Here is a 19,635-nt window from a genome sequence, read left to right as displayed (position 1 = left end):
CAGTGTAAATCCCTGCTTCTTAAGGTAATATCTGCTATCTTAACGCACTGATGTTTCTATCTGTTGTACTAATGTACCATTATGTAAACAGGTGAGTGTATATCTATTTAAATATAACTATATATGAATACAGAATAGCAAGATGGCTAAAAAAATCAAGGCTGATAAGCACATCGCCTATCAGCCTGGTTATTTTTATAGAGGTATCTGCTATCGGTTGCTTTAGTCAATAGGCTTCAATGATAAGTCTACAGCACGCTTAACAGCTGGACGTTCAGCAATTGCCTGTGCCCAGCGTTTCAGATGCTTGTAGTCATCAACTTGCAGGAACTCTGCGGCATCATAGAGCTTACCAAGCACCAATTGTCCATACCACGCCCAAATAATCATATCCGCAATATTATAATCAGCTTCGTTGTTGCCACACATATAAGTGCTGGCTTTTAGATGGGTATCTAATACATCAAGCTGGCGTTTGGTTTCCATTGTATAGCGGTTGATTGGGTACTCCAGTGGTTCAGGCGCATAAGCATAAAAATGTCCGAAGCCTCCACCTAAGAAAGGCGCACTGCCCATCTGCCACATGACCCAAGACAAACAATCTGCCCGTGCTTTACCAAGTGATAAAGGCATAAATTGGCCGAATTTCTCTGCAAGATACATCAAGATAGCGCCAGACTCAAAAAGTGCAATTGGCTCCTCGCTGCTAGAGTGATCAACCAAGGCTGGAATTTTTGAGTTAGGGTTTATTGCCACAAAGCCAGAACCAAACTGATCTCCCTGAGAGATATCAATCTTATAGGCATTATATTCCGCACCTTTAATACCAAGCTCGGCAAGCTCTTCTAACAGTATATTGACCTTGACACCATTTGGTGTATTCAATGAATACAGCTGTAAGGGCGCATCACCTACCGGCAGCGCTTTATCATGGCGCGCACCCGCTGTTGGACGATTGATGCTGGCAAACTTACCACCGTTATCTTTGTCCTGCGTCCAAACTTTGGGCGGTACATATTTATCACTTTGCCCATCGGTATCATTGCAAGCTTTGTTGTTTTCCTGACTCATAATATATCCTCAGTTTATCTTTATCTTTATCGTGTTGTTGCTACTTCTGTTTATGTTGGCTTCAGTCGTTAGCGAGGGTTTACTATAACGATAACTAGCCTTGGTATTAAAGTCTTCTCTTGTAAGCAATGTTAATACTATTGTCTCTAAACGCAGTATTCCATAACCTCAACGGCAAGCCGTTACTTTGATTCTCTTTTATTATGATTGAGTCTTTCTTATACTACTCGACTTATATAGCGAATTAGTCATCAATAGACTATTTTGCTCGTTTTATGATGGGATATCTAATGAGATTTACATGGTAACGCTAACCCCGACACAAGATAAATACTTGCCCTATGTGCTAGCGGTGGCGCTATTTATGCAAATTTTGGACGCCACTATATTAAATACGTCATTGCCGCAGATGGCACAGGCGTTGGGTGAGTCTCCTTTAAAGATGCAGTGGGCAGTGATTAGTTATGCGCTAACTTTGGCCATATTTATTCCTATCAGTGGTTTTTTGGCCGATAAATATGGCACGCGCCGAGTATTTTTGGCAGCGATTATTATTTTTTGTATTGGTTCGATGCTATGTGCCGCGTCGCCTACGTTAGATTTTTTGATTGGCTCACGGGTCATCCAAGGTATTGGCGGGGCGATGATGACGCCTGTGGCTCGCTTAATATTGGTCAAATCCTATCCACGCAATAAACTGTTGACCGTCATGAATTTTGCGGTGATTCCTGCCTTGGTAGCACCGCTAGTAGGCCCTGTCTTAGGCGGCTATATCGTACAATACACCAGCTGGCACTGGATATTTTTGATCAATATACCAATGGGTATTGCAGGTTTTATCTTGGGCAAAAAATTGGTGCCCGCATTATTTGAGGATACTAAGCGTCTTGATTGGACAGGGTTTTTGTTATTTGCGGCAGCGGCTTGTGGGTTTACCCTTGCCGTAGAATTCGGCTCACAGGCTGGTCGAGGGTTTTATGGTTTGTTACTTAGTTTGCTTGCCAGTTTATTAATAGGGGCCTACGTCTGGCACGCCAAGCGTCGTCAAGCACCATTATTCCCCTTGAGTTTGTTTGACATTCGCACCTTTCGTATTGGCATCACTGGCAACTTATTCACGCGCTTAGGCATCAGTGCGGTGCCATTCTTGTTACCGCTGTTGCTGCAAGTGGTGTTTGAATACTCACCGTCGCAGGCAGGTTGGCTACTTGCACCCATCGCGGTCGGTGCCATCGGTATCAAGCCGTGGGTAAGTAAGATTATTCAGCGTTATACCTATCGTAAGGTTCTGGTCTACAATACTTTGTTTATGGGCTCACTTATCATTGTATTGGCACAATTTAACGACGCCTCCCAGTGGCTGTGGTTTATCCCTATTTTGACCATAATGGGTGCTTGTAACTCAATGCAATTCAGTGCGATGAATACGATTACCATTGGCGACTTACAAGGGACACAAACCAGTAGTGGCAATAGCTTGATGGCGGTTAATCAGCAATTGGCCATTAGTTTCGGTATTGCCTTTGGGGCAGCGGTACTGACGCTGTTACGTGAACGCCTACAAATGGATACACTGACAGCGTTTCAAACCACCTATTGGATACTTGGGGTGTTAACTATCCTCTCAGGGCTGTACTTTTTGCGACTTAAGCCTGAAGATGGGCGCGGCTTATACTGAGACGCTTATATAGCAAGCATTGTCAAATATTAGACATAAAAATGCCAGCGTGTGGTGTGGTTTATAATCACTCACATGCTGGCATTTTTAGAGCATACTACGATTCATTGCAACAATAATAACGCATTAAGGCGCATCATCATCCATTTGTGATTGGATATAGCGCTCAGCCCCAATACTCTCTATTAGATCTTCCTGCGTTTCTAACCAGTCTTGATACTCTTCATTACCATCTTTTAGCGTCACTAATAGCTGGCGCGACACATAGTCAGACTTAGTTTCACATAGGGCTATTGCATCGGTAATGATATCGAATTTTTGTTTTTCTAAGCGCAAATTGCACTCAATAATCTCTGGCACATCTTCACCGATGAACATCTTGCCGTAATCTTGCAAATTTGGTAAGCCACCTAGCAATAAAATCCGTGCAATCAGCTCATCAGACCATTTCATCTCAGCGATGGATTGCTTATAAAAACTTTCATTAAGGGCTTCTAACCCCCAATGACGCGCAATGCGAGCATGTAAAAAGTACTGATTAATGGCAATCAATGACTGTCCGAGCACTTTGTTTAAAGCGCGAATGACCTCTTTATCCCCTTTCATTATGTCTCTCTCCCTACTATATGTGTATAAGCTAAATATTATGACCGTTCATATCTGTCGTGGCATTAGACAAGATTGGGAGTGACTTCAGCCATTTGGCTTTGTAGATAATTGGGCAGACCGATCATATCAATTAAGCGCAATTTTTGCTCAAGCCAATGCGCATGGTCTTCTTCAGTGTCTTTTAGTTGCTCTACCAACATCTCACGCGTGACATAATCACGCTCTGCTTCACAGAGAGCAATACCGTCTTTTAAGTGCTGCTGTACTTGATACTCTAGCTCAAGGTCCAGTTGCAGCATTTCAGGAACAGTGGCACCGATATTGATGGCATTGACCGTCATTTTTGGCGTACCGCTCAGCATTAGAATACGGCGAATGATAGCTTGGGCGTGTAGTGTCTCATCTTCCATCTCATGATGGATACGATCGTACAGTTTGCCATAATGCCACTCAGCATACATTTCTGAGTGAATAAAATACTGGTCACGCGCTGCCAGCTCACCGCCTAACAAAAAATTCAAATAATCAATGACTTTTGGGCTACCTATCATAACCTATACTCCCCTATTTATATTTTACAGACCACCATAAATTCATAATTATCCATATAAGGATAGTACTATTGGTAAACTGCTCAGTAAAGATCAAAATCAAAAAAAACGTCTTACAACGTGAGACAGATATAGTAGCATATAGGCGCTATACAGCTTGTAATGTTATGAACTAAGAATAAGATGCTAATTGAGAATCATAATTAGCTAGCTTTAGTTGGCGCTGGTTACCGTAATAATGGCTGCTAATGATGCTCATTATCATTTAAGTAGGTGTATGAGTAAAGTTATACGGACGCTAGCAACTTACCCTTTATATCTAATGAACAAAGGATAAGTGCGAAATAGAATGTATGTGGTGTCGAGGTGCATTAGTGATATTAGCGTGAGGAATATATGGATAGTAAAGCTCTAAATCGATAACCCTTAAACGGCGTAAGCCAAGACATCAAGTTTAGCGTGATGCTCATCTAGGTAATCGTTAACCATCGGCTCACAGCAGCCACAGCAAGTCGCAACATCGAGGGTATCTTTTAGACCGTCAAGGGTATCAATACCTGAAGCAATGGCTGCTTTGACTTGCTTTTCTTTTACGTCATTACAGATGCATACGTACATGGACTGGCTCCTCTGAATACCGCTATTCGGTAACTACTTTTATTGCTCATAAGTTCAATGCGTGGATGATAAAAATGATGAATAGAGTGTTTGTTTCGATATTCACGGTCATTTTTATTGACTGATATATAATAACGATAACTATTATCATTTGCAATAGTATTTGACATATTATTGAAGATAAAATCACCGTTATAAAAATACGCTTATATTACACGCGATTAATTGATGTAAGTGGATATAAGCGTGCGTGTAACCGAATATTATGAAAGGTAGTAAATTAACGACGAACTGTAATTTAGCTCATTTTTTAATCGATTTTGTAGATAACTACTGTTATATTGAACCCCTATTAACAAAGCTCAATTGGAATTGTTCTATGTCTGATAATAATTTTACGATACGACCTATCGAGTTATTTAAAGTCTTATCTGACCCGACGCGATTAAAAATATTTCAAATTCTATTTAATAAAGAATCACGCTGTGTGGGTGAGCTAGTAGAAATACTGGATCAACCGCAGCCGACGATATCGCGTCATTTGAACCATTTAAAGAAACTCGGTATCTTAAGCTGTGTTCGCGATGGTACTTGGATGTGGTATGAAGTCGCTGATGACTTGCCAGAATGGTGCCAAGAGATTTTGGATATTACTTATAAGCAAATATCTAGCAAAGATAGCGATATATCCAAGCCTGCTGAAGTATAATGACGATCTAGCATTATTGCTATCAACATTTGATCTCAATAATGCTAGATCGCCAAATGAAATTAAGGCATGCTTTAACCCATAAAAAAAGACCTACAATAAATAGGTCTTTTTTTATGGGTTATGATAGACGAACTGAAGCAAATTCCACTATGCCAAATCTAAAAAATCGCTGATAAATGCATTGGCAGGCTGGTGTATCAGTTCCTCTGATGTGCCTACCTGCTCTACCCGCCCTTGGTTCATGACCACAATCTCATCTGAGACGGCGCGAGCTTCTTCTTGATCGTGAGTGACCATGATACTGGTAATACCAAGCTCATGGTGAATGTTCTTTAACCAAGTGCGTAACTCTTTACGTACCTTGGCATCGAGGGCGCCAAAAGGCTCATCTAATAGCAATAACTTTGGTTTCACTGCTAAGGCTCGTGCCAGCGCAATTCGCTGACGCTGACCGCCTGATAATTGATGCGGATAAGCATTGGCCACTTGTGGTAACTGCACCAAGTCCAATAGCTCGGCAACGCGCTTATTGATATCTGCTTTACTCGGTCGCTCATTTTTTGGTAATAGCGTCAGCCCAAACGCAACGTTATCAGCAATGTTTTTATGGCGGAACAATGCGTAATGCTGAAACATAAAACCAATATGGCGTTTTTGCACCGGTGTATTGGTTACGTCCATCTCATCAAACAATATCTGGCCTGAGTCAGCATACTCTAAGCCGGCGATAATGCGTAACAACGTCGTTTTGCCACAGCCTGACGGTCCCAGCAAAGTGGTTAGCTTGCCAGTCGGTACCGTGATATTGATATTATCTAAGGCGGTAAACTGACCGAATTTTTTATTAACGTTGCGAATCTCGATGCTCATAATGGGTTCTCTTATTATATCTTTGGTATCGTGGCAGATTTTTGGTGGTTACCGCATTTATATTATTAAATTAAATGCCAGCCCTTGTTCAGACCAAGTTGAGATAATGTTGCTTATTACTTATTCAAATTTTCAACGGTCGTTGCATCAGTAGCATTGGCGCTTACCAGTAACTCAGGCGCACTAGCCAGCCGTTCGGACTTAGCAAATTTACGCTCTTGTAGCTTGGTCATGACTTGTTGAATAAGCAGCGTCACGAGCGCCAATGCAGCAAGTAAGCTTGATAAGGCAAAAGCGGCGGTAAAGTTATAATCATTATAAGCAATCTCGACCAGCAGTGGCATGGTATTGGTCTCACCGCGAATATGACCAGATACCACACTCACCGCCCCAAACTCCCCCATTGCCCGCGCATTGGTCAAAATCAAACCATAGAGTAGTGCCCATTTGATATTGGGTAGTGTGACATGCCAAAACGTCTGCCAGCCTGTCGCGCCTAAGGTCAATGCCGCTTGCTCCTCAGAGTCGCCTTGCGTCTGCATCAGTGGTATTAGCTCACGTGCAACGAAAGGAAAAGTAACAAACAGCGTCGCTAATACAATACCTGGAACCGCATAAATGACTTGGAATCCCATGCTTTCAAGCCAGCCACCAACGGTAGAATTGAGCCCGAATAGTAAAACAAACATCAAACCCGCAACGACCGGCGACACAGAAAATGGCAGATCAAGCAGGGTGGTCACCAGCTGCTTACCTTTAAACTGATAGCGCGTCACCAACCATGCAATTGCGATACCCATCACCATATTGATGGGCAAGACGATGGCGGCGGTAATTAATGTCAGTTTAATGGCTTGTAAGGCTTCTGGGTCGACTAGCGAGGCAATATACAGCTGCCAGCCACCTTTAAAGGCTTCATAGAACACAGCCAGCAACGGTATGACCAACATGATGACCATAAATAGCACTGCGATGACGATAAAGGTGCGGCGTATCCATGGCGTGTCTTTAGTCGCTGCGTTGCTTTGGTAGTCGTAGCTATTAGATATTTGCATTAGCGAGCTCCTACACGGCGCGACAGTTTCCACTGCATGATGTTAATGGTCAATAAAATCACAAATGAGATCAGTAGCATAAACAGTGCAACCGCAGAAGCACCTTGAACATCAAACTGCTCTAATTTACTAATGATAATGAGCGGTAAAATCTCTGATTGCATAGGGATATTACCAGCGATAAAAATCACCGAGCCATACTCACCAGTGGCACGAGCAAACATCATGCCAGCACCCATGAGTAAAGCGGGCAACAGCTCTGGCAAAATTACTTTGCGAAACGTCGTCAAGCGATTGGCACCTAATACCGCGGCTGCCTCTTCAAATTCAACCGATAGCTCAGCGAGTACAGGCTGTACCGCACGGACAATAAAAGGAAAGCTGACCACGACCAATGCCAGCCAAATACCTATGGGTGTAAAGGCGACCTGAATGCCAAATTTATCAAACCACTGTCCAATCAAACCATTAGGCGCATAAAGGGTCGCAAGCGAGATGCCCGTGACCGCCGTTGGTAATGCGAACGGCAAATCAACCAAGGCATTAATCAGTGACTTACCCCAAAACTCGTAGCGGACAAGCACCCAAGCGACCAATGTACCAAACACCATATTAGTGAGCATCGCTAAAAACGACATCCATAAGCTTAGCTTGATAGCAGCGGTGACTTGCGGTTGACTAATCGTCTCCCAAAAGCCTGTCCAACCCATCTGTGTGGTGGTATAGGCCATCATGGCAAACGGTAATACCACCAATAATGACAAGCTAAAGACAGTGATACCCATGCTCAGGCCGAACCCTGGCAGCACATTGCGTTGGCGCAACCGTGTTAGCCACCCTTTTTTTGCAAGGGCTTTGCTGGCAGGAGATGTTTTTGCACTCATAATGATGTCCTATTGCCTAACCAATCATACTTAGCGATGATTACTATTTATTGTTATTGCTTAACGTGGGTTTTCAATATTGATACTTAAAGAGAGTACTTAACAGAAAGCACTTAACGATGATGCTGTCCATACAACCATGCTGTCATGTAGTTATTAGTTTGCTTACGGTATAAAGGACATAGCGTATATGACCATGTCCTTTATGGGGTTCTGCATGACTAACGCTATGACTGACTGCACTTGCTAGCGCAGTAGCTACTCTTATGTGCTTGGCAATTGATTACTGAGGGACGTTAATGGCTAGCTGATCAAATACGCCGCCATCACTGAAATAAGTACCCATAATTTCATCCCACGTGCCAAAGGTATCATTTGGACGGAATGTTTCGATTGGTGGTAATTTATCACCATTTTTATCAAGGACGCTTTTGACGCTAGGACGTAGATATAGATTGGCTGCCAATTGCTGGGCAGGCTCGCTCCATAAGTAGTCAAGATAAGCTTTTGCGGCATCCGTTGTGCCTTTTTTATCTGTTACTGACTTTACAATCGCAACAGGACTTTCTGATTTAATAGAGTACTTAGGATAAACGATGTCTACTTTACCAGCACCGAAATCAGTCGCTGCCAAATTGGCTTCATTTTCAAAAGTTACTAAGACATCACCAATACCGCGCTGAACGAAAGTGGTTGTCGCGGCACGTCCACCATTCTCATAAACTTTGACATTTTTGAGCATGTCTTTTACATAGTTTTTGGCGTTGGTTTCGTTGTTATCAAAAGCGTGCAAGCCATAACCATAAGCGCCCAAGAACGCATAACGACCATTACCCGTCACTTTTGGATTGGCCATGACAATCTCAACGCCTTCTTTGGTCAAGTCTTCCCAGTCATTGATGCCTTTTGGGTTGTCTTTACGGACTAAGAAAACGATGGTGCTGGTAAAAGGAACGGCATTGTCTGGGAATTTGCTTTCCCAATCTGACTCAACCAAACCTTTTTTCTCAAGCAGCTCAATATCTGAGCCTTGGTTCATGGTAGCGACATCTGCTTGCAGACCATTAGCCACAGACAGTGCTTGTTTACTTGAGCCACCATGTGACTGCTTGATTAGGATATTGCTGTTTGGATTTTCCGCTTTATAGTGCTCAACGAATAATGGGTTGTAGTCTTTATAAAAGTCACGTGCCACATCATAAGAGACGTTCAGCAGCTCAATATTTTGACCCTCTGCGGCTGCTGTGCCATCTGCATTAGCAGTCGTCTCTGTCTCGCTATTGCTACAGCCAGCCAGCCCCAAGGTTAATGCAACGCCTGCAATGCTCAAGACGTTACGTTTTTTACTTTTTTGTTGATAGCGCAAAGCGTATGTCATAAATCCCTCAAAGGTATCTGTTAGGTAATGCAAGTATGCTAACAGCGCCATCTTATTATGTTTAATGATGAATATGCGTATGTTATTGCCAAAATGGAATAACAAGAATATAAATATAAGGTTATCAATCACTTAAATATCATCGTCAATGCATAATGCTGACACGCTATCAACTGACTGCTCTACTCGTACAAACTTACTGCTTTGAGCATGTATCAATCCATCTACTTCACTCTTGCTAGCTGATCGAAACGCCCGCCATCGACAAAGAAAGTGTCCATAATCTGCTCCCAAGAACCAAATACTGCTACCGGCTCAAAAGTCTCAATATCAGGTAAGGTTCCTTTGTGAGCTGCCAGCACTTGTGGATTACTTGGACGCATATACATCTGTGCCATAAGTTCTTGTGCTGGGGTGTCCCATAAGCCTTTTAGATAAGCATTCGCCGCTTCCGTCTTGCCACCTTTGTCAGTCACTACCGTTACAACCGCTACTGGGTTAGCAATCACAATAGAGTAGCTTGGGTAAACAATGTCAACTTTACCCTTTGCAAATTGCTGGGCGGCTAAATGTGCTTCATTTTCAGTCGTAATAAGTACATCCCCTAGCCCGCGCTGAGTAAAGCTGGTCGTTGCTGCACGCGCACCATTGTCATAAGTGACCACATTTGCCAGCAGTTTTTTGATAAAATCATTTGTTTTGGCAGGACTTTGCACCGTTTCTTTAAATTGATGTAATCCGTAACCGTAGGCACCCAAAAACGCATAACGCGCGGTGCCACTGGTTTTTGGGTTTGGTATCACGACATCGATATCATTACGCGCCAAGTCAGACCAGTCTTTGATATTTTTTGGGTTACCATCGCGCACCAATAGCACCATCGTACTGGTGTAAGGAACGGCATTGTTCGGGAATGCTTGCTGCCAATCAGAAGCAACCAAGCCTTTTTCGACTAACAGATTCATATCACTTTCTTGGTTTAAGGTGACCACATCTGCCTGCAAACCATTGGCGACCGACAGCGCTTGTTTGCTTGAGCCACCATGTGATTGATTGATATTGACCTGACTGTCTGAATGCTTTTGCTGATAATCTGCGCTAAATAAAGCGTTATAGTCTTTATAAAAATCGCGCGATACATCATAAGAGACATTCAACAGACTGATATTTTTCTCATCACTCGCTACTTTTGTTCCGTCTTGTTGAGTGACTTCGGTAGGATTACAGCCTGTCATTAGCATGGCAAACGCCAGTACGCTACCCACTTTAACACTGACATTGGTTAGCTGTGTCGGCGTATTTTTATTTTCAATAAATGTATGTATGTTCGCAAAACGAAGCTTTTGAGATATTTGCTGAATACTTTTGTTATGTGGTTGCATGAGTGCTCTCTATAATGTTGTTAGAACAGTTTTCCATAGTATTAATAACCTTATTAATACTTATAATCCTTTGGATTTAGTTCTATAGATAATGAGAAATATGCTAACAGCATGTGAGCCAAACGCTTAGTGACAAATCCGCTTATCGAGTGATTAACTTGGCATAAGTAATGTTATTAGTTATTCTGCAATGCTTATTTTCTCCAAGTATTTTTGCGGTATAGTGATAAGCAGACACTTTTGAGTAAGTTATGGTATTGCTTACTATATAGACGAGCCTTTATGTAAACGATACTATCTCTGACAACCTGACAACCATGCTTGTCAGGCGTTGCGTTTAGATAGATAACGACCATTCCTATTAACCACTCCTTTATCAAAGGTATTTAAATGATCATGTCTCCACCTTGTTACGCTCGTCACTCACGCTTTTTTGCGGTACTTTTCACAACATCTGCTGCTTTGTTTGCCCTAAGTGGCTGTAATAACGTGACGCCCAGCCTGAAGCACCAAACCATAAAACAGCCGATAGCTGACGTTACGCCAGCTGTGCAAGCAGTTGTTGGAGACTATGCTGATGAAGATTATGAAAAGCGCGCGCAAGGCTATGATTGGGTTGGGGTGATCATACGAGCAGATGGGAATGATAAAATTAATATTAAAGTACGAGCGCGTAGCGATGTGAAAAAACCGACGTGTCAGTTTGATGGACAAGCAACCTTGATGGGTCAAGACGATGCGCACGGTATTATTTTCCAAAGCAAAGTCAATGACAGCATGGCATTCTTTCAGTTTAAGGATGATAAACTGACTATTGATAGTCAAGATAAATACGCGCTGAACTATTTTTGCTCAGGTGGTGGTTCGTTCGTTGGAGAGTATCAAAAGCTAGCAGGTAACCTAGAATTGAATTAAATATTTAAGTATTGAAAAGAAATTTAGATATACTCCGGAAGATAAAAAAAGGGATCAGATTTATTGTCTGACCCCTTTTTTTTATGGGTATTTTTTAATTTTGCGCATCAACTAAAAAGCATCAACTGAAAAATAATATTTACACTGCAGAGGCACCGACTAATTTCACTTCAGCACGCTCCTCTCTTGCGATACCCGCATAATAATCACGCAAAATCTGTAAGACTTCTGGACGGCTAAAGTTATCTGGTACCTCTTCGTCTTCTGACAGCGCTTTGCGCAGCTTGGTACCTGATACTTTAACGTGTTCAGAGGCATCATGCGGGCAAGTCTTGTCAGATGCCATGGCGTTACAAGCATTACACCAGAACGTCCAGCCAATTTTTAGCGGCTGAGTGATCAGATCGTCCTTGCCAACCTGTTCAAAAATGGTTTGCGCATCAAATGCACCATAGTAATCGCCCACACCAGCATGATCACGACCAACAATAAGGTGGCTACAGCCATAGTTTTGACGGAATAGTGCATGTAGTAGCGCCTCACGTGGACCTGCATAGCGCATGTCTAACGGATAACCCGCTTGAATAACCGTATCTTGTCTAAAATAGTTATCAATGAGCGTTTTAATAGCTTCTTGACGTACTTCGGCTGGAATGTCGCCTGGCTTTAATGCACCTAATAAGGAATGAATCAACACACCATCACAGATCTCAATCGCAATTTTGGCAAGGTATTCATGTGAGCGGTGCATTGGATTACGCGTTTGGAACGCAGCAACTGTTTTCCAGCCCTTAGCATCTAATATTTCACGCGTTTCTGCTGGGGTTTTGTAGATTTCTGGATATAACGTTGGGAACTCGCCTTCGCTCAATACCTCCACGCTACCGGCAATATTGACTTCTTCTTGATTCAATACTTGCTGTACACCCGGATGTTCTGGGTCCGTGGTCGTAAATACTTGCTGACACTCGTGTTCTTTATCAATGGTATAGGTCTCTTCTACCGTCAAGATACCCATGACTTCGCCATCTTGAGCGACCAATGCTACTTTGTCGCCTTGACTCAGACTATCCGCCGTCGCTTTTGGCGCAGACAAGGTGATAGGAATGGGCCAAAACAAACCCGCATTATCACCGCTTTGCAAGCGCATGTTATCAACCACACCTTGCCAATTGGCTTGATTCATAAAACCATTTAATGGGGTAAAGCCACCGATACCGAACATGATTAAATCACCACGCTCACGTGAGCTGAGGGTAATAGATGGTAATGTGCTGGCAATTTTTAATGCTTGAGCACGTGCTTCATCATTTAACAATAACGGCTTAAGCTCTGCACTACCATGTGGAGGAACGAGTTTTGACTGGGTTTGGATTTGGGTCTGAGACATATAGTTATTAAAACCTCTTAAAAAAGAATGGTCGAAGAAAATCAGAAACAAAGCAAAAAGCTACTAAGCGTAAAAAACTAGTAAGGAAGCCCTCGATAGACGATAAATACAGCACTACAGTCAGGCATTAAATTTGATAAGCATAGGCTACCTAACTTTCGTTATGAAAATTTATGCTGTGTTTGGATATGGATATGTCTGAAAGGAATTTATGTTTCTAAGTACAAGCTTATATGATGTATAGCTGAATTGTTTATATTGCGATTTGTGATAAAGTTTATCGCACACGAGCACACAGATGAGATTGCTTACATCGCTGCTTTTAAGACTAAAAACAAAACTGAGATTACGTCATGTATCAATATAATTACGCTGACCAGACGTTGGTAGAGGAACGAGTTGCTCAATTTCGCGACCAAACCGAGCGATTTCTAGCGGGTGAGCTGCCAGAAGAGCAGTTTTTGCCACTACGGCTGCAAAACGGTCTGTATATTCAGCGTTATGCGCCGATGTTGCGTATCGCCATTCCTTACGGTCTACTTGCCAGCTATCAGTTGCGCAAATTGGCAGAGATTACCCGCAAGTATGATAAAGGTTATGGGCACATGACTACCCGTACCAATATTCAGCTGAACTGGCCAAAACTAGAAGAGGTGCCAGATATTTTGGCAGAATTGGCAACGGTACAGATGCATGCCATCCAAACCTCAGGCAACTGTATCCGTAATACTACAACGGATCCTTACGCTGGTATCCATAAAGAAGAAATCGCTGATCCACGTCCCTACTGTGAAATCATTCGTCAGTGGTCAACCTTCCACCCTGAGTTTGCTTTTTTACCGCGCAAATTCAAAATTGCGGTGATCGGTACCGAAGCGGATCGCGCTGCAACGCAAGTACACGATGTGGGTCTGCACGTCATTACCAATGACGCAGGCGAGCTTGGCTTTGAAGTGATCGTTGGTGGTGGCTTAGGACGCACCCCCGTTATTGGCAAAACCATTCGCAAGTTTTTACCTCGTGAGCATTTGCTCAGCTATCTCGATGCCATTTTGCGCGTTTATAACTTACACGGTCGCCGTGACAATAAGTATAAAGCCCGTATTAAAATTTTGGTCGATAGCTTAGGCGGTAGTCAGTTTGCCAAATTGGTGGATGCTGAGTGGGAAGCACACACTAAAGGTGGCCCGCTTACTTTGACTGAAGATAATTTTGACACCGCTACCAGCTACTTTAGTATGCCTGATTATCAGTCATTTGATGCGCTGCAAGTACAGTCTGAGCTACAACAACAACTAAACACTGATAAAGACTTTGCCAACTGGTACAACCAGAATACCGTCGCACATAAGGTGGACGGTTACCGTGCGGTAGTGATCTCTTTAAAAGCTGGTCTGGTCGACGGTAGTTACGTGCCTTCAGGGGACTTGACCGACTCACAAATGGACGCTCTTGCTGATCTGTCTGATCGTTATAGCTTTGGTGAGTTGCGCGGTACGTATCAGCAAAATCTGGTATTCGCTGATGTGCAAACCAACGACCTTTATGAATTGTGGCAGCAATTGTCAGATCTGCATTTAGCACGCGCCAACATCAATACCTTGACCGACATGATTGTCTGCCCAGGTTGGGACTACTGCTCACTGGCCAATGCGACCACGTACAATATCGCGGAACAAATCGAAAAGCAGTTTGATGATTTGGACTATTTATATGACTTAGGCGATATTCGCTTAAACATGTCAGGCTGTATGAATGCCTGCGCCCATCATCACACAGGTGACATTGGTATCTTGGGTGTGGACAAAAAAGGTGAGCATTGGTATCAGATCAGCCTTGGCGGCAACTCTAGTGACGATGCCAAACTGGGCAAAATCTTAGGAAAAGCGGTGCCAGCTGATGATGTGGCTAGCACTTTACAAACCATTTTAGATGTTTATCTGGATATACGCGGTACTAACGAACAGGATGTTGAGGGTTTTGGTGACGTGATTGACCGCGTTGGTATCGCCCCCTTTAAGGAGAAGGTCTATGGCTAATCATCATGTGCTCGATAGCCATGGCGCAGACATCAGTGGCGAAGATACTTGGCAAGCGCTAGCGACGGAGCAGCTGCCTGATGGTATCGCGTTATCAAACCTTACCTTGCTTGAGCTATTGCACAAACAAGAAAAAGTTGATGTACTCGTACCATTAGCAGATTTATTAAATGCTGATGGCCAACTGGCAAACGGTTTGCTAGAGCAAGTATTTGATATCCTCAAGCAGCACAGTAGCCGTCTAGGTGTTTGGATTACCTCTAACACCGATGCTGACGCCTTAGCTGAGGTTAAAGACTTTTTATTGACGCAAGATTTGATCGTGATTCATGTCCCAAGCTTTGTGGATGGTCGCGGTTTTAGCTTTGCACAAACATTGCGTCAGCTGGGCTATGAGGGCGAGATTCGTATGGCTGGTAATTTTGGTCGCGATCAAATTGCTTATCTACTGCGGGCAGGTGCCACCAGCTTTGTGCTGAATGAGCATGACTTGCAGTCCATCTCTGATATCAGTCAAGCCTTTACTGCTCTAGCCAGCAGCTATGACGGTAGAAATGCTGCAGCATTACCGATGTTTGCTAAACAGTCAGAACCCTCAGTCGCACAGCTTTAGCACTGACCATAATTTTTTAATCGAAATTTTATACTAACAACCATTAAGGAACGTATCATGAGCCAATTACATCCAAACCTAGATCTTGACCAAGCCAACCAAGACTTGCAAGGCAAATCGCCTGAGCAAATCGTTGAATGGGCGTTAACTCAAGCAAAAAACCCAATCATTACGACCAACTTTCGACCATACGAATCAGCCATTCTGCATTTAGTCGCTAAACAGCGTCCTGACATCACGGTACTTTGGGTAGATTCAGGCTATAATACCGACGCGACCTATCAGTTCGCTAATAAAGTCATCCGTGACTTAAACTTAAACGTCATCACTTATATTCCTAAGCAAACGGCAGCTTATCGCGATGCAACGATGAATGGTATTCCTGGCATTGACAATCCACAACATGATGAGTTCACTGACCAAGTAAAACTTGAGCCATTCCGCCGTGCGTTAGATGAGCTAAAGCCAGATGTTTGGTTCAATGCCATTCGTAAAGATCAAACCGAGTTCCGTCAAGGGTTGGATGTATTGAGTCTATCAAAAGACGGCGTGTTAAAAGTAGCGCCATTATTTGAGAAAACTGATGCGGATTTAGATGTATATCTTGAAGAGCATAATCTACCAAATGAGTTTGATTACTTTGATCCGACTAAAGTAGAAGAAAGCCGTGAGTGTGGTTTGCACACGCAGCTATAATTACTTAGCCAGTAATGGCGCACTGAGTGATTAAACGTATTAAAAAAAGAAGCGATAACTTTAATAGTATCGCTTCTTTTTTGTGCTTATTATGCCAGCTGATACGTACTAGAGACGTTGTTATAACGGTTTCAATTGAATAAATAACGTTGTTATAACGTCTTATTGTCTAACATTAAGGTATTCTATGGCTTATCTTTGAAGACAGCAGGCCATTAAACTGAATCTTTAAAACTAATTATGGACGAATTTGCCTGTTCTTGCGGCTATTTTTGCTCATTTGTACACTTAAGCTTGGTAGTGGTTTTGCCATCATCCTCAATATGGATATTTGTTATGCCCTTTATAAAAAAAATAGACTCACTCTATGAAAAACTGCACGATAAGCTGCCATCTGTAGGCAAAGCAGCGTCTTTCTTGACCGGTACTAGCGTCCTCACTGCCAATAGTGCGATGGTTGGTCTGCCCATTTGGACGCTGGGAGCGGTAAAAGTACTGACAGGAGCGAAAGCTGCGGATGATGCGCTGATTGCGATTACCAAATACTGGATTAATAGTAATAACGCCGTCATTGATCATGCGCTACCCCATAAAGACTGGCGCATTAACCTGCCTGACGATCTGAGCGAAGACAAGCAGTATCTATTGGTAAGCAACCATCAATCGTGGGTTGATACCAGTATTGTGCAATATATCAGCCAAGACAGACTGCCTCTGACACGGTTTTTCACGAAGTTTAATCTGATTTATATCCCCGTTATTGGTCAAGCTTTTTATTTTTTAGACTTTCCGATGATGAAGCGCTTTTCTGCCAAAGCGATGGCCAAGAATCCAGAACTTAAAAAACAAAATTTGCTGGAGGCTAAGCGCGCCTGTCGTCAATTAAAAAACAAACCCTTTGCCCTATTGAATTACTTAGAAGGGACGCGTTTTACCCCAGAAAAACACGAACAGCAAAAATCCCCTTATCAGCATTTATTAAAGCCACGCGCTGGCGGTTTGTCATTAGCACTTAATGCGTTAGGCGATGAATTAGATTCTATTTTAGACGTCACCATCGTCTACCCAGACGGTGCGCCTGATTATGATGATTTATGGAAAGGCAATATTCGTCGTTTGGGTGTCGATGTGACTCGCTTAAAGATACCCGACGAATTATTCGCTGCCATCATGGACGGTGGCTATGACCGTGATGAATCCACCAAAAAAATGATGTTTGATTGGTTAGAGGATATCTGGCAACAAAAAGATGCCCGTATGACTAAGATGCTGAGTGAGTTTGAATAGGTTCTTGTACGTGGTCAAATCTCGTTATTGCTAATAGCCAATGCAAAAATCTAATCTAAATGACAGCCACAAGCTTTGACGTAAGCCTGTGGCTTTTTTAATCCCGTATTTCATCTCTCCTCACCTATTCCACACCCCACTAAAAACCCTCACCAACATGACAAAAACGAATATGCTAATGCCAATTCACTACGTGAGCCTGCCCGCCTGATAACTCATAATAGCTTTATATATTCCATTGAATGATTGGTCATGCTATGAACACCTTCCCATTATTTTTTAAATTAGAAGACCGAAAAGTGCTGATCGTTGGCGGCGGTGATGTGGCGCTACGTAAAGCTGACTTGCTCAGTCGTGCGGGTGCTGTTATCACTATCCTTGCGCCAAGTATCAGTGTTGAGCTACAAGCCTTGCTCAGTGATAGCAAGCACCAACTGATTTATGAAAATTATGATAAAACTTATATGCCAGGTGCGCGCGTTATCACTGCCGCGACCGATGACGAAATGCTTAATCATCAAATTCACGCAGATGCTACTGAGCTAAATATTCCGGTCAATGTGGTCGATACGCCGCATTTATGCGACTTTATCTTCCCTGCGATTGTTGATCGCAATCCAATTGTGATTGGTATTTCATCTAATGGCAAAGCACCAGTGCTGGCACGTCTATTGCGCGCTCGCCTTGAAACCTTGATTCCACAAGGCTACGGAAAATTGGCCAAATTAGCAGGTGACTTCCGTAGCGAAGTGAAAACTAAAATACCAACGCTTACTGGACGCAGGCAGTTTTGGGAAAAGGCATTTGAAGGTTCAGTCAGTCAGCTGATGTTTGCTGGTAATGAAGATGAAGCGGCGGCACAATTACAAGCCGATTTAGATAAAACAGCTGCTGCTATCAGTGAAAAAAGTGCAGTAAAAGATAAACCCACAGAACTCCAAACTATGCAAAATGCAATAGGCGAAGTTTATATCGTTGGTGCAGGCCCAGGTGACCCAGAGCTGCTCACATTTAAAGCGCTGCGTCTCATGCAGCAGGCTGACATTGTTTACTATGATGCGCTAGTCTCGCCGCAAGTCTTGGACTTATGCCGCCGCGATGCTGATAAGGTATTTGTTGGCAAAAAACGTAGCAACCATGCGGTAGCGCAACTTGGTATCAATGAGTTGTTGGTCAATAGCGCTAAAGAAGGTCGCCGTGTGGTGCGTCTAAAAGGCGGTGATCCTTTCATATTTGGGCGTGGCGGCGAAGAAATTGAGAGCTTGCGTGCGCATGGCGTCCCGTATCAAGTGGTGCCTGGTATTACCGCTGCCAATGCTGCCGCTAGCTATGCTGGCATTCCGCTGACCCATCGTGACCATTCGCAGTCAGTACGTTTTGTCACTGGATTTTTAAAAGCGGGTGCGCCCAACAGTAACTTCAAAAACTTTTTGAATACTGATGAAACAGTAGTATTTTATATGGGACTGCATTCACTGGCACGTTTGACTGAAGGCTTGATTAATGCTGGTCGTAGTAGCGATACTCCGATTGCTATTGTATCTAATGCTAGCATGCCCAATCAGCAAGTATTAACGGGAACGCTTGCTGACATCGTTGAGTTGCAAGAAAAAAACCAGCTACCCACGCCAGCCTTGCTCATTATGGGAGACGTGGTCGCGCTTCATCATGATTTGGCTTGGTATAATTTGCAAAATCAGCAGAAAAATAAAAATAGTGACACTACAGCTAATAACTGGTTACGTGGTGGTACAGCGGCTACCCCAAAAACTGACCATACTAGTCAGCAAGCCCATGCCTTATCTATGGTAGCCAACTTAGCAACGGCTGATGATGGGTTGGAGCAGTTAGTAATTGGTTAAATCAAGGCTTTTAACTCGCACAAAA

At 43.1% G+C, this 19,635-nt stretch carries 17 protein-coding genes and 1 pseudogene; 8 read left to right on the top strand and 10 right to left on the bottom strand.

Annotation, left to right across the window (positions count from 1 at the left end):
• Positions 1 to 222 precede the first annotated feature (222 nt).
• Positions 223 to 1,071 carry a glutathione-dependent disulfide-bond oxidoreductase gene (gene yghU, locus JFC10_RS03085; protein ID WP_198331612.1) on the bottom strand — a complete coding sequence of 283 codons (849 nt, stop codon included), beginning with the start codon at positions 1,069 to 1,071 and terminating at the stop codon, positions 223 to 225.
• A 301-nt stretch (positions 1,072 to 1,372) separates the two neighbouring features.
• On the opposite strand from yghU, the gene JFC10_RS03080 reads away from it, so the two are divergent.
• Entirely contained in the window at positions 1,373 to 2,749 is a 1,377-nt protein-coding gene (locus JFC10_RS03080) for a DHA2 family efflux MFS transporter permease subunit (protein ID WP_198331611.1), read from the top strand.
• A gap of 126 nt (positions 2,750 to 2,875) precedes the next feature.
• On the opposite strand, the gene bfr (JFC10_RS03075) is transcribed toward JFC10_RS03080, so the two are convergent.
• The 3 genes from bfr (JFC10_RS03075) to JFC10_RS03065 form a co-directional block, all read right to left on the bottom strand.
• Positions 2,876 to 3,355, bottom strand: a complete 480-nt coding sequence (gene bfr, locus JFC10_RS03075; RefSeq protein WP_193011480.1) for a bacterioferritin — start codon at positions 3,353 to 3,355, stop codon at positions 2,876 to 2,878.
• 65 nt (positions 3,356 to 3,420) lie between these two features.
• Positions 3,421 to 3,909 (bottom strand): bacterioferritin, encoded by a 489-nt coding sequence (bfr, locus tag JFC10_RS03070; protein ID WP_198331610.1) that lies wholly within the window; start codon positions 3,907 to 3,909, stop codon positions 3,421 to 3,423.
• A gap of 426 nt (positions 3,910 to 4,335) precedes the next feature.
• Positions 4,336 to 4,527 carry a (2Fe-2S)-binding protein gene (locus JFC10_RS03065; RefSeq protein WP_198331609.1) on the bottom strand — a complete coding sequence of 64 codons (192 nt, stop codon included), beginning with the start codon at positions 4,525 to 4,527 and terminating at the stop codon, positions 4,336 to 4,338.
• A 379-nt stretch (positions 4,528 to 4,906) separates the two neighbouring features.
• On the opposite strand from JFC10_RS03065, the gene JFC10_RS03060 reads away from it, so the two are divergent.
• The gene (locus tag JFC10_RS03060) at positions 4,907 to 5,236 is read left to right on the top strand and encodes an ArsR/SmtB family transcription factor (protein ID WP_198331608.1); all 330 of its coding nucleotides are present in this window, start codon (positions 4,907 to 4,909) and stop codon (positions 5,234 to 5,236) included.
• Positions 5,237 to 5,389: 153 nt separating this feature from the next.
• Here the strand turns inward: JFC10_RS03060 and JFC10_RS03055 are convergent.
• The 5 genes and pseudogenes from JFC10_RS03055 to JFC10_RS03035 all read right to left on the bottom strand — a co-directional run.
• Positions 5,390 to 6,109 (bottom strand): annotated as a pseudogene (locus tag JFC10_RS03055) (sulfate/molybdate ABC transporter ATP-binding protein); the annotation flags it as partial.
• Between the two features lie 116 nt (positions 6,110 to 6,225).
• Positions 6,226 to 7,164, bottom strand: a complete 939-nt coding sequence (gene cysW / locus JFC10_RS03050; protein ID WP_198331607.1) for a sulfate ABC transporter permease subunit CysW — start codon at positions 7,162 to 7,164, stop codon at positions 6,226 to 6,228.
• Entirely contained in the window at positions 7,164 to 8,048 is an 885-nt protein-coding gene (gene cysT / locus JFC10_RS03045) for a sulfate ABC transporter permease subunit CysT (RefSeq protein ID WP_193011486.1), read from the bottom strand. The genes cysW and cysT overlap by 1 nt, the downstream gene beginning before the upstream one ends.
• Before the next feature lie 283 nt (positions 8,049 to 8,331).
• Positions 8,332 to 9,426: a sulfate ABC transporter substrate-binding protein gene (locus tag JFC10_RS03040; protein ID WP_198331606.1), complete on the bottom strand. Its 1,095-nt coding sequence runs from the start codon at positions 9,424 to 9,426 to the stop codon at positions 8,332 to 8,334.
• A gap of 224 nt (positions 9,427 to 9,650) precedes the next feature.
• Complete coding sequence (locus tag JFC10_RS03035) at positions 9,651 to 10,808, bottom strand: sulfate ABC transporter substrate-binding protein (protein ID WP_227686011.1); 1,158 nt, start codon at positions 10,806 to 10,808, stop codon at positions 9,651 to 9,653.
• 390 nt (positions 10,809 to 11,198) lie between these two features.
• On the opposite strand from JFC10_RS03035, the gene JFC10_RS03030 reads away from it, so the two are divergent.
• A complete protein-coding gene (locus JFC10_RS03030; RefSeq protein WP_198331605.1) occupies positions 11,199 to 11,723 on the top strand; it encodes a hypothetical protein in 525 nt (174 codons plus the stop codon).
• Between the two features lie 139 nt (positions 11,724 to 11,862).
• Here JFC10_RS03030 and sat read toward each other — a convergent pair whose 3' ends face one another.
• Positions 11,863 to 13,113, bottom strand: coding sequence for a sulfate adenylyltransferase (sat, locus tag JFC10_RS03025; protein ID WP_198331604.1), 1,251 nt, complete (start codon positions 13,111 to 13,113; stop codon positions 11,863 to 11,865).
• Positions 13,114 to 13,466: 353 nt separating this feature from the next.
• Between sat and JFC10_RS03020 the strand changes: the two genes are divergently transcribed.
• The 5 genes from JFC10_RS03020 to cysG all read left to right on the top strand — a co-directional run bounded on the left by JFC10_RS03020 (position 13,467) and on the right by cysG (position 19,610).
• Positions 13,467 to 15,152, top strand: a complete 1,686-nt coding sequence (locus JFC10_RS03020; protein WP_198331603.1) for a nitrite/sulfite reductase — start codon at positions 13,467 to 13,469, stop codon at positions 15,150 to 15,152.
• Positions 15,145 to 15,765 (top strand): DUF934 domain-containing protein, encoded by a 621-nt coding sequence (locus tag JFC10_RS03015; protein WP_198331602.1) that lies wholly within the window; start codon positions 15,145 to 15,147, stop codon positions 15,763 to 15,765. The genes JFC10_RS03020 and JFC10_RS03015 overlap by 8 nt, the downstream gene beginning before the upstream one ends.
• A gap of 57 nt (positions 15,766 to 15,822) precedes the next feature.
• Positions 15,823 to 16,461 carry a phosphoadenosine phosphosulfate reductase domain-containing protein gene (locus JFC10_RS03010; protein WP_198331601.1) on the top strand — a complete coding sequence of 213 codons (639 nt, stop codon included), beginning with the start codon at positions 15,823 to 15,825 and terminating at the stop codon, positions 16,459 to 16,461.
• A gap of 336 nt (positions 16,462 to 16,797) precedes the next feature.
• On the top strand, positions 16,798 to 17,748 hold the full coding sequence (locus tag JFC10_RS03005; RefSeq protein WP_198331600.1) for an acetyltransferase: 951 nt from the start codon (positions 16,798 to 16,800) through the stop codon (positions 17,746 to 17,748).
• A 257-nt stretch (positions 17,749 to 18,005) separates the two neighbouring features.
• Entirely contained in the window at positions 18,006 to 19,610 is a 1,605-nt protein-coding gene (cysG, locus tag JFC10_RS03000) for a siroheme synthase CysG (RefSeq protein WP_198331599.1), read from the top strand.
• The last annotated feature ends 25 nt before the right edge of the window (positions 19,611 to 19,635 follow it).

Origin of the sequence: Psychrobacter aquimaris (assembly GCF_016107525.1) — a bacterium.
In the GTDB taxonomy this organism is placed as follows: Bacteria; Pseudomonadota; Gammaproteobacteria; order Pseudomonadales; family Moraxellaceae; genus Psychrobacter; species Psychrobacter aquimaris.
Note: the sequence above shows the minus strand (reverse complement) of the source record. Positions and strands in the feature narration are given on the sequence as shown.

What these genes read in the sequence shown, in the direction of transcription:
- JFC10_RS03040 (WP_198331606.1), bottom strand. Translation starts at nt 9,426, where the DNA reads ATGACATACGCTTTGCGCTATCAACAAAAAAGTAAAAAACGTAACGTC.
- JFC10_RS03020 (WP_198331603.1), top strand. Translation starts at nt 13,467, where the DNA reads ATGTATCAATATAATTACGCTGACCAGACGTTGGTAGAGGAACGAGTT.
- yghU (WP_198331612.1), bottom strand. Translation starts at nt 1,071, where the DNA reads ATGAGTCAGGAAAACAACAAAGCTTGCAATGATACCGATGGGCAAAGT.
- JFC10_RS03080 (WP_198331611.1), top strand. Translation starts at nt 1,373, where the DNA reads ATGGTAACGCTAACCCCGACACAAGATAAATACTTGCCCTATGTGCTA.
- JFC10_RS03060 (WP_198331608.1), top strand. Translation starts at nt 4,907, where the DNA reads ATGTCTGATAATAATTTTACGATACGACCTATCGAGTTATTTAAAGTC.
- JFC10_RS03005 (WP_198331600.1), top strand. Translation starts at nt 16,798, where the DNA reads ATGCCCTTTATAAAAAAAATAGACTCACTCTATGAAAAACTGCACGAT.
- JFC10_RS03010 (WP_198331601.1), top strand. Translation starts at nt 15,823, where the DNA reads ATGAGCCAATTACATCCAAACCTAGATCTTGACCAAGCCAACCAAGAC.
- bfr (WP_193011480.1), bottom strand. Translation starts at nt 3,355, where the DNA reads ATGAAAGGGGATAAAGAGGTCATTCGCGCTTTAAACAAAGTGCTCGGA.
- JFC10_RS03035 (WP_227686011.1), bottom strand. Translation starts at nt 10,808, where the DNA reads ATGCAACCACATAACAAAAGTATTCAGCAAATATCTCAAAAGCTTCGT.
- cysT (WP_193011486.1), bottom strand. Translation starts at nt 8,048, where the DNA reads ATGAGTGCAAAAACATCTCCTGCCAGCAAAGCCCTTGCAAAAAAAGGG.
- sat (WP_198331604.1), bottom strand. Translation starts at nt 13,113, where the DNA reads ATGTCTCAGACCCAAATCCAAACCCAGTCAAAACTCGTTCCTCCACAT.
- cysW (WP_198331607.1), bottom strand. Translation starts at nt 7,164, where the DNA reads ATGCAAATATCTAATAGCTACGACTACCAAAGCAACGCAGCGACTAAA.
- JFC10_RS03030 (WP_198331605.1), top strand. Translation starts at nt 11,199, where the DNA reads ATGATCATGTCTCCACCTTGTTACGCTCGTCACTCACGCTTTTTTGCG.
- JFC10_RS03015 (WP_198331602.1), top strand. Translation starts at nt 15,145, where the DNA reads ATGGCTAATCATCATGTGCTCGATAGCCATGGCGCAGACATCAGTGGC.
- bfr (WP_198331610.1), bottom strand. Translation starts at nt 3,909, where the DNA reads ATGATAGGTAGCCCAAAAGTCATTGATTATTTGAATTTTTTGTTAGGC.
- JFC10_RS03065 (WP_198331609.1), bottom strand. Translation starts at nt 4,527, where the DNA reads ATGTACGTATGCATCTGTAATGACGTAAAAGAAAAGCAAGTCAAAGCA.
- cysG (WP_198331599.1), top strand. Translation starts at nt 18,006, where the DNA reads ATGAACACCTTCCCATTATTTTTTAAATTAGAAGACCGAAAAGTGCTG.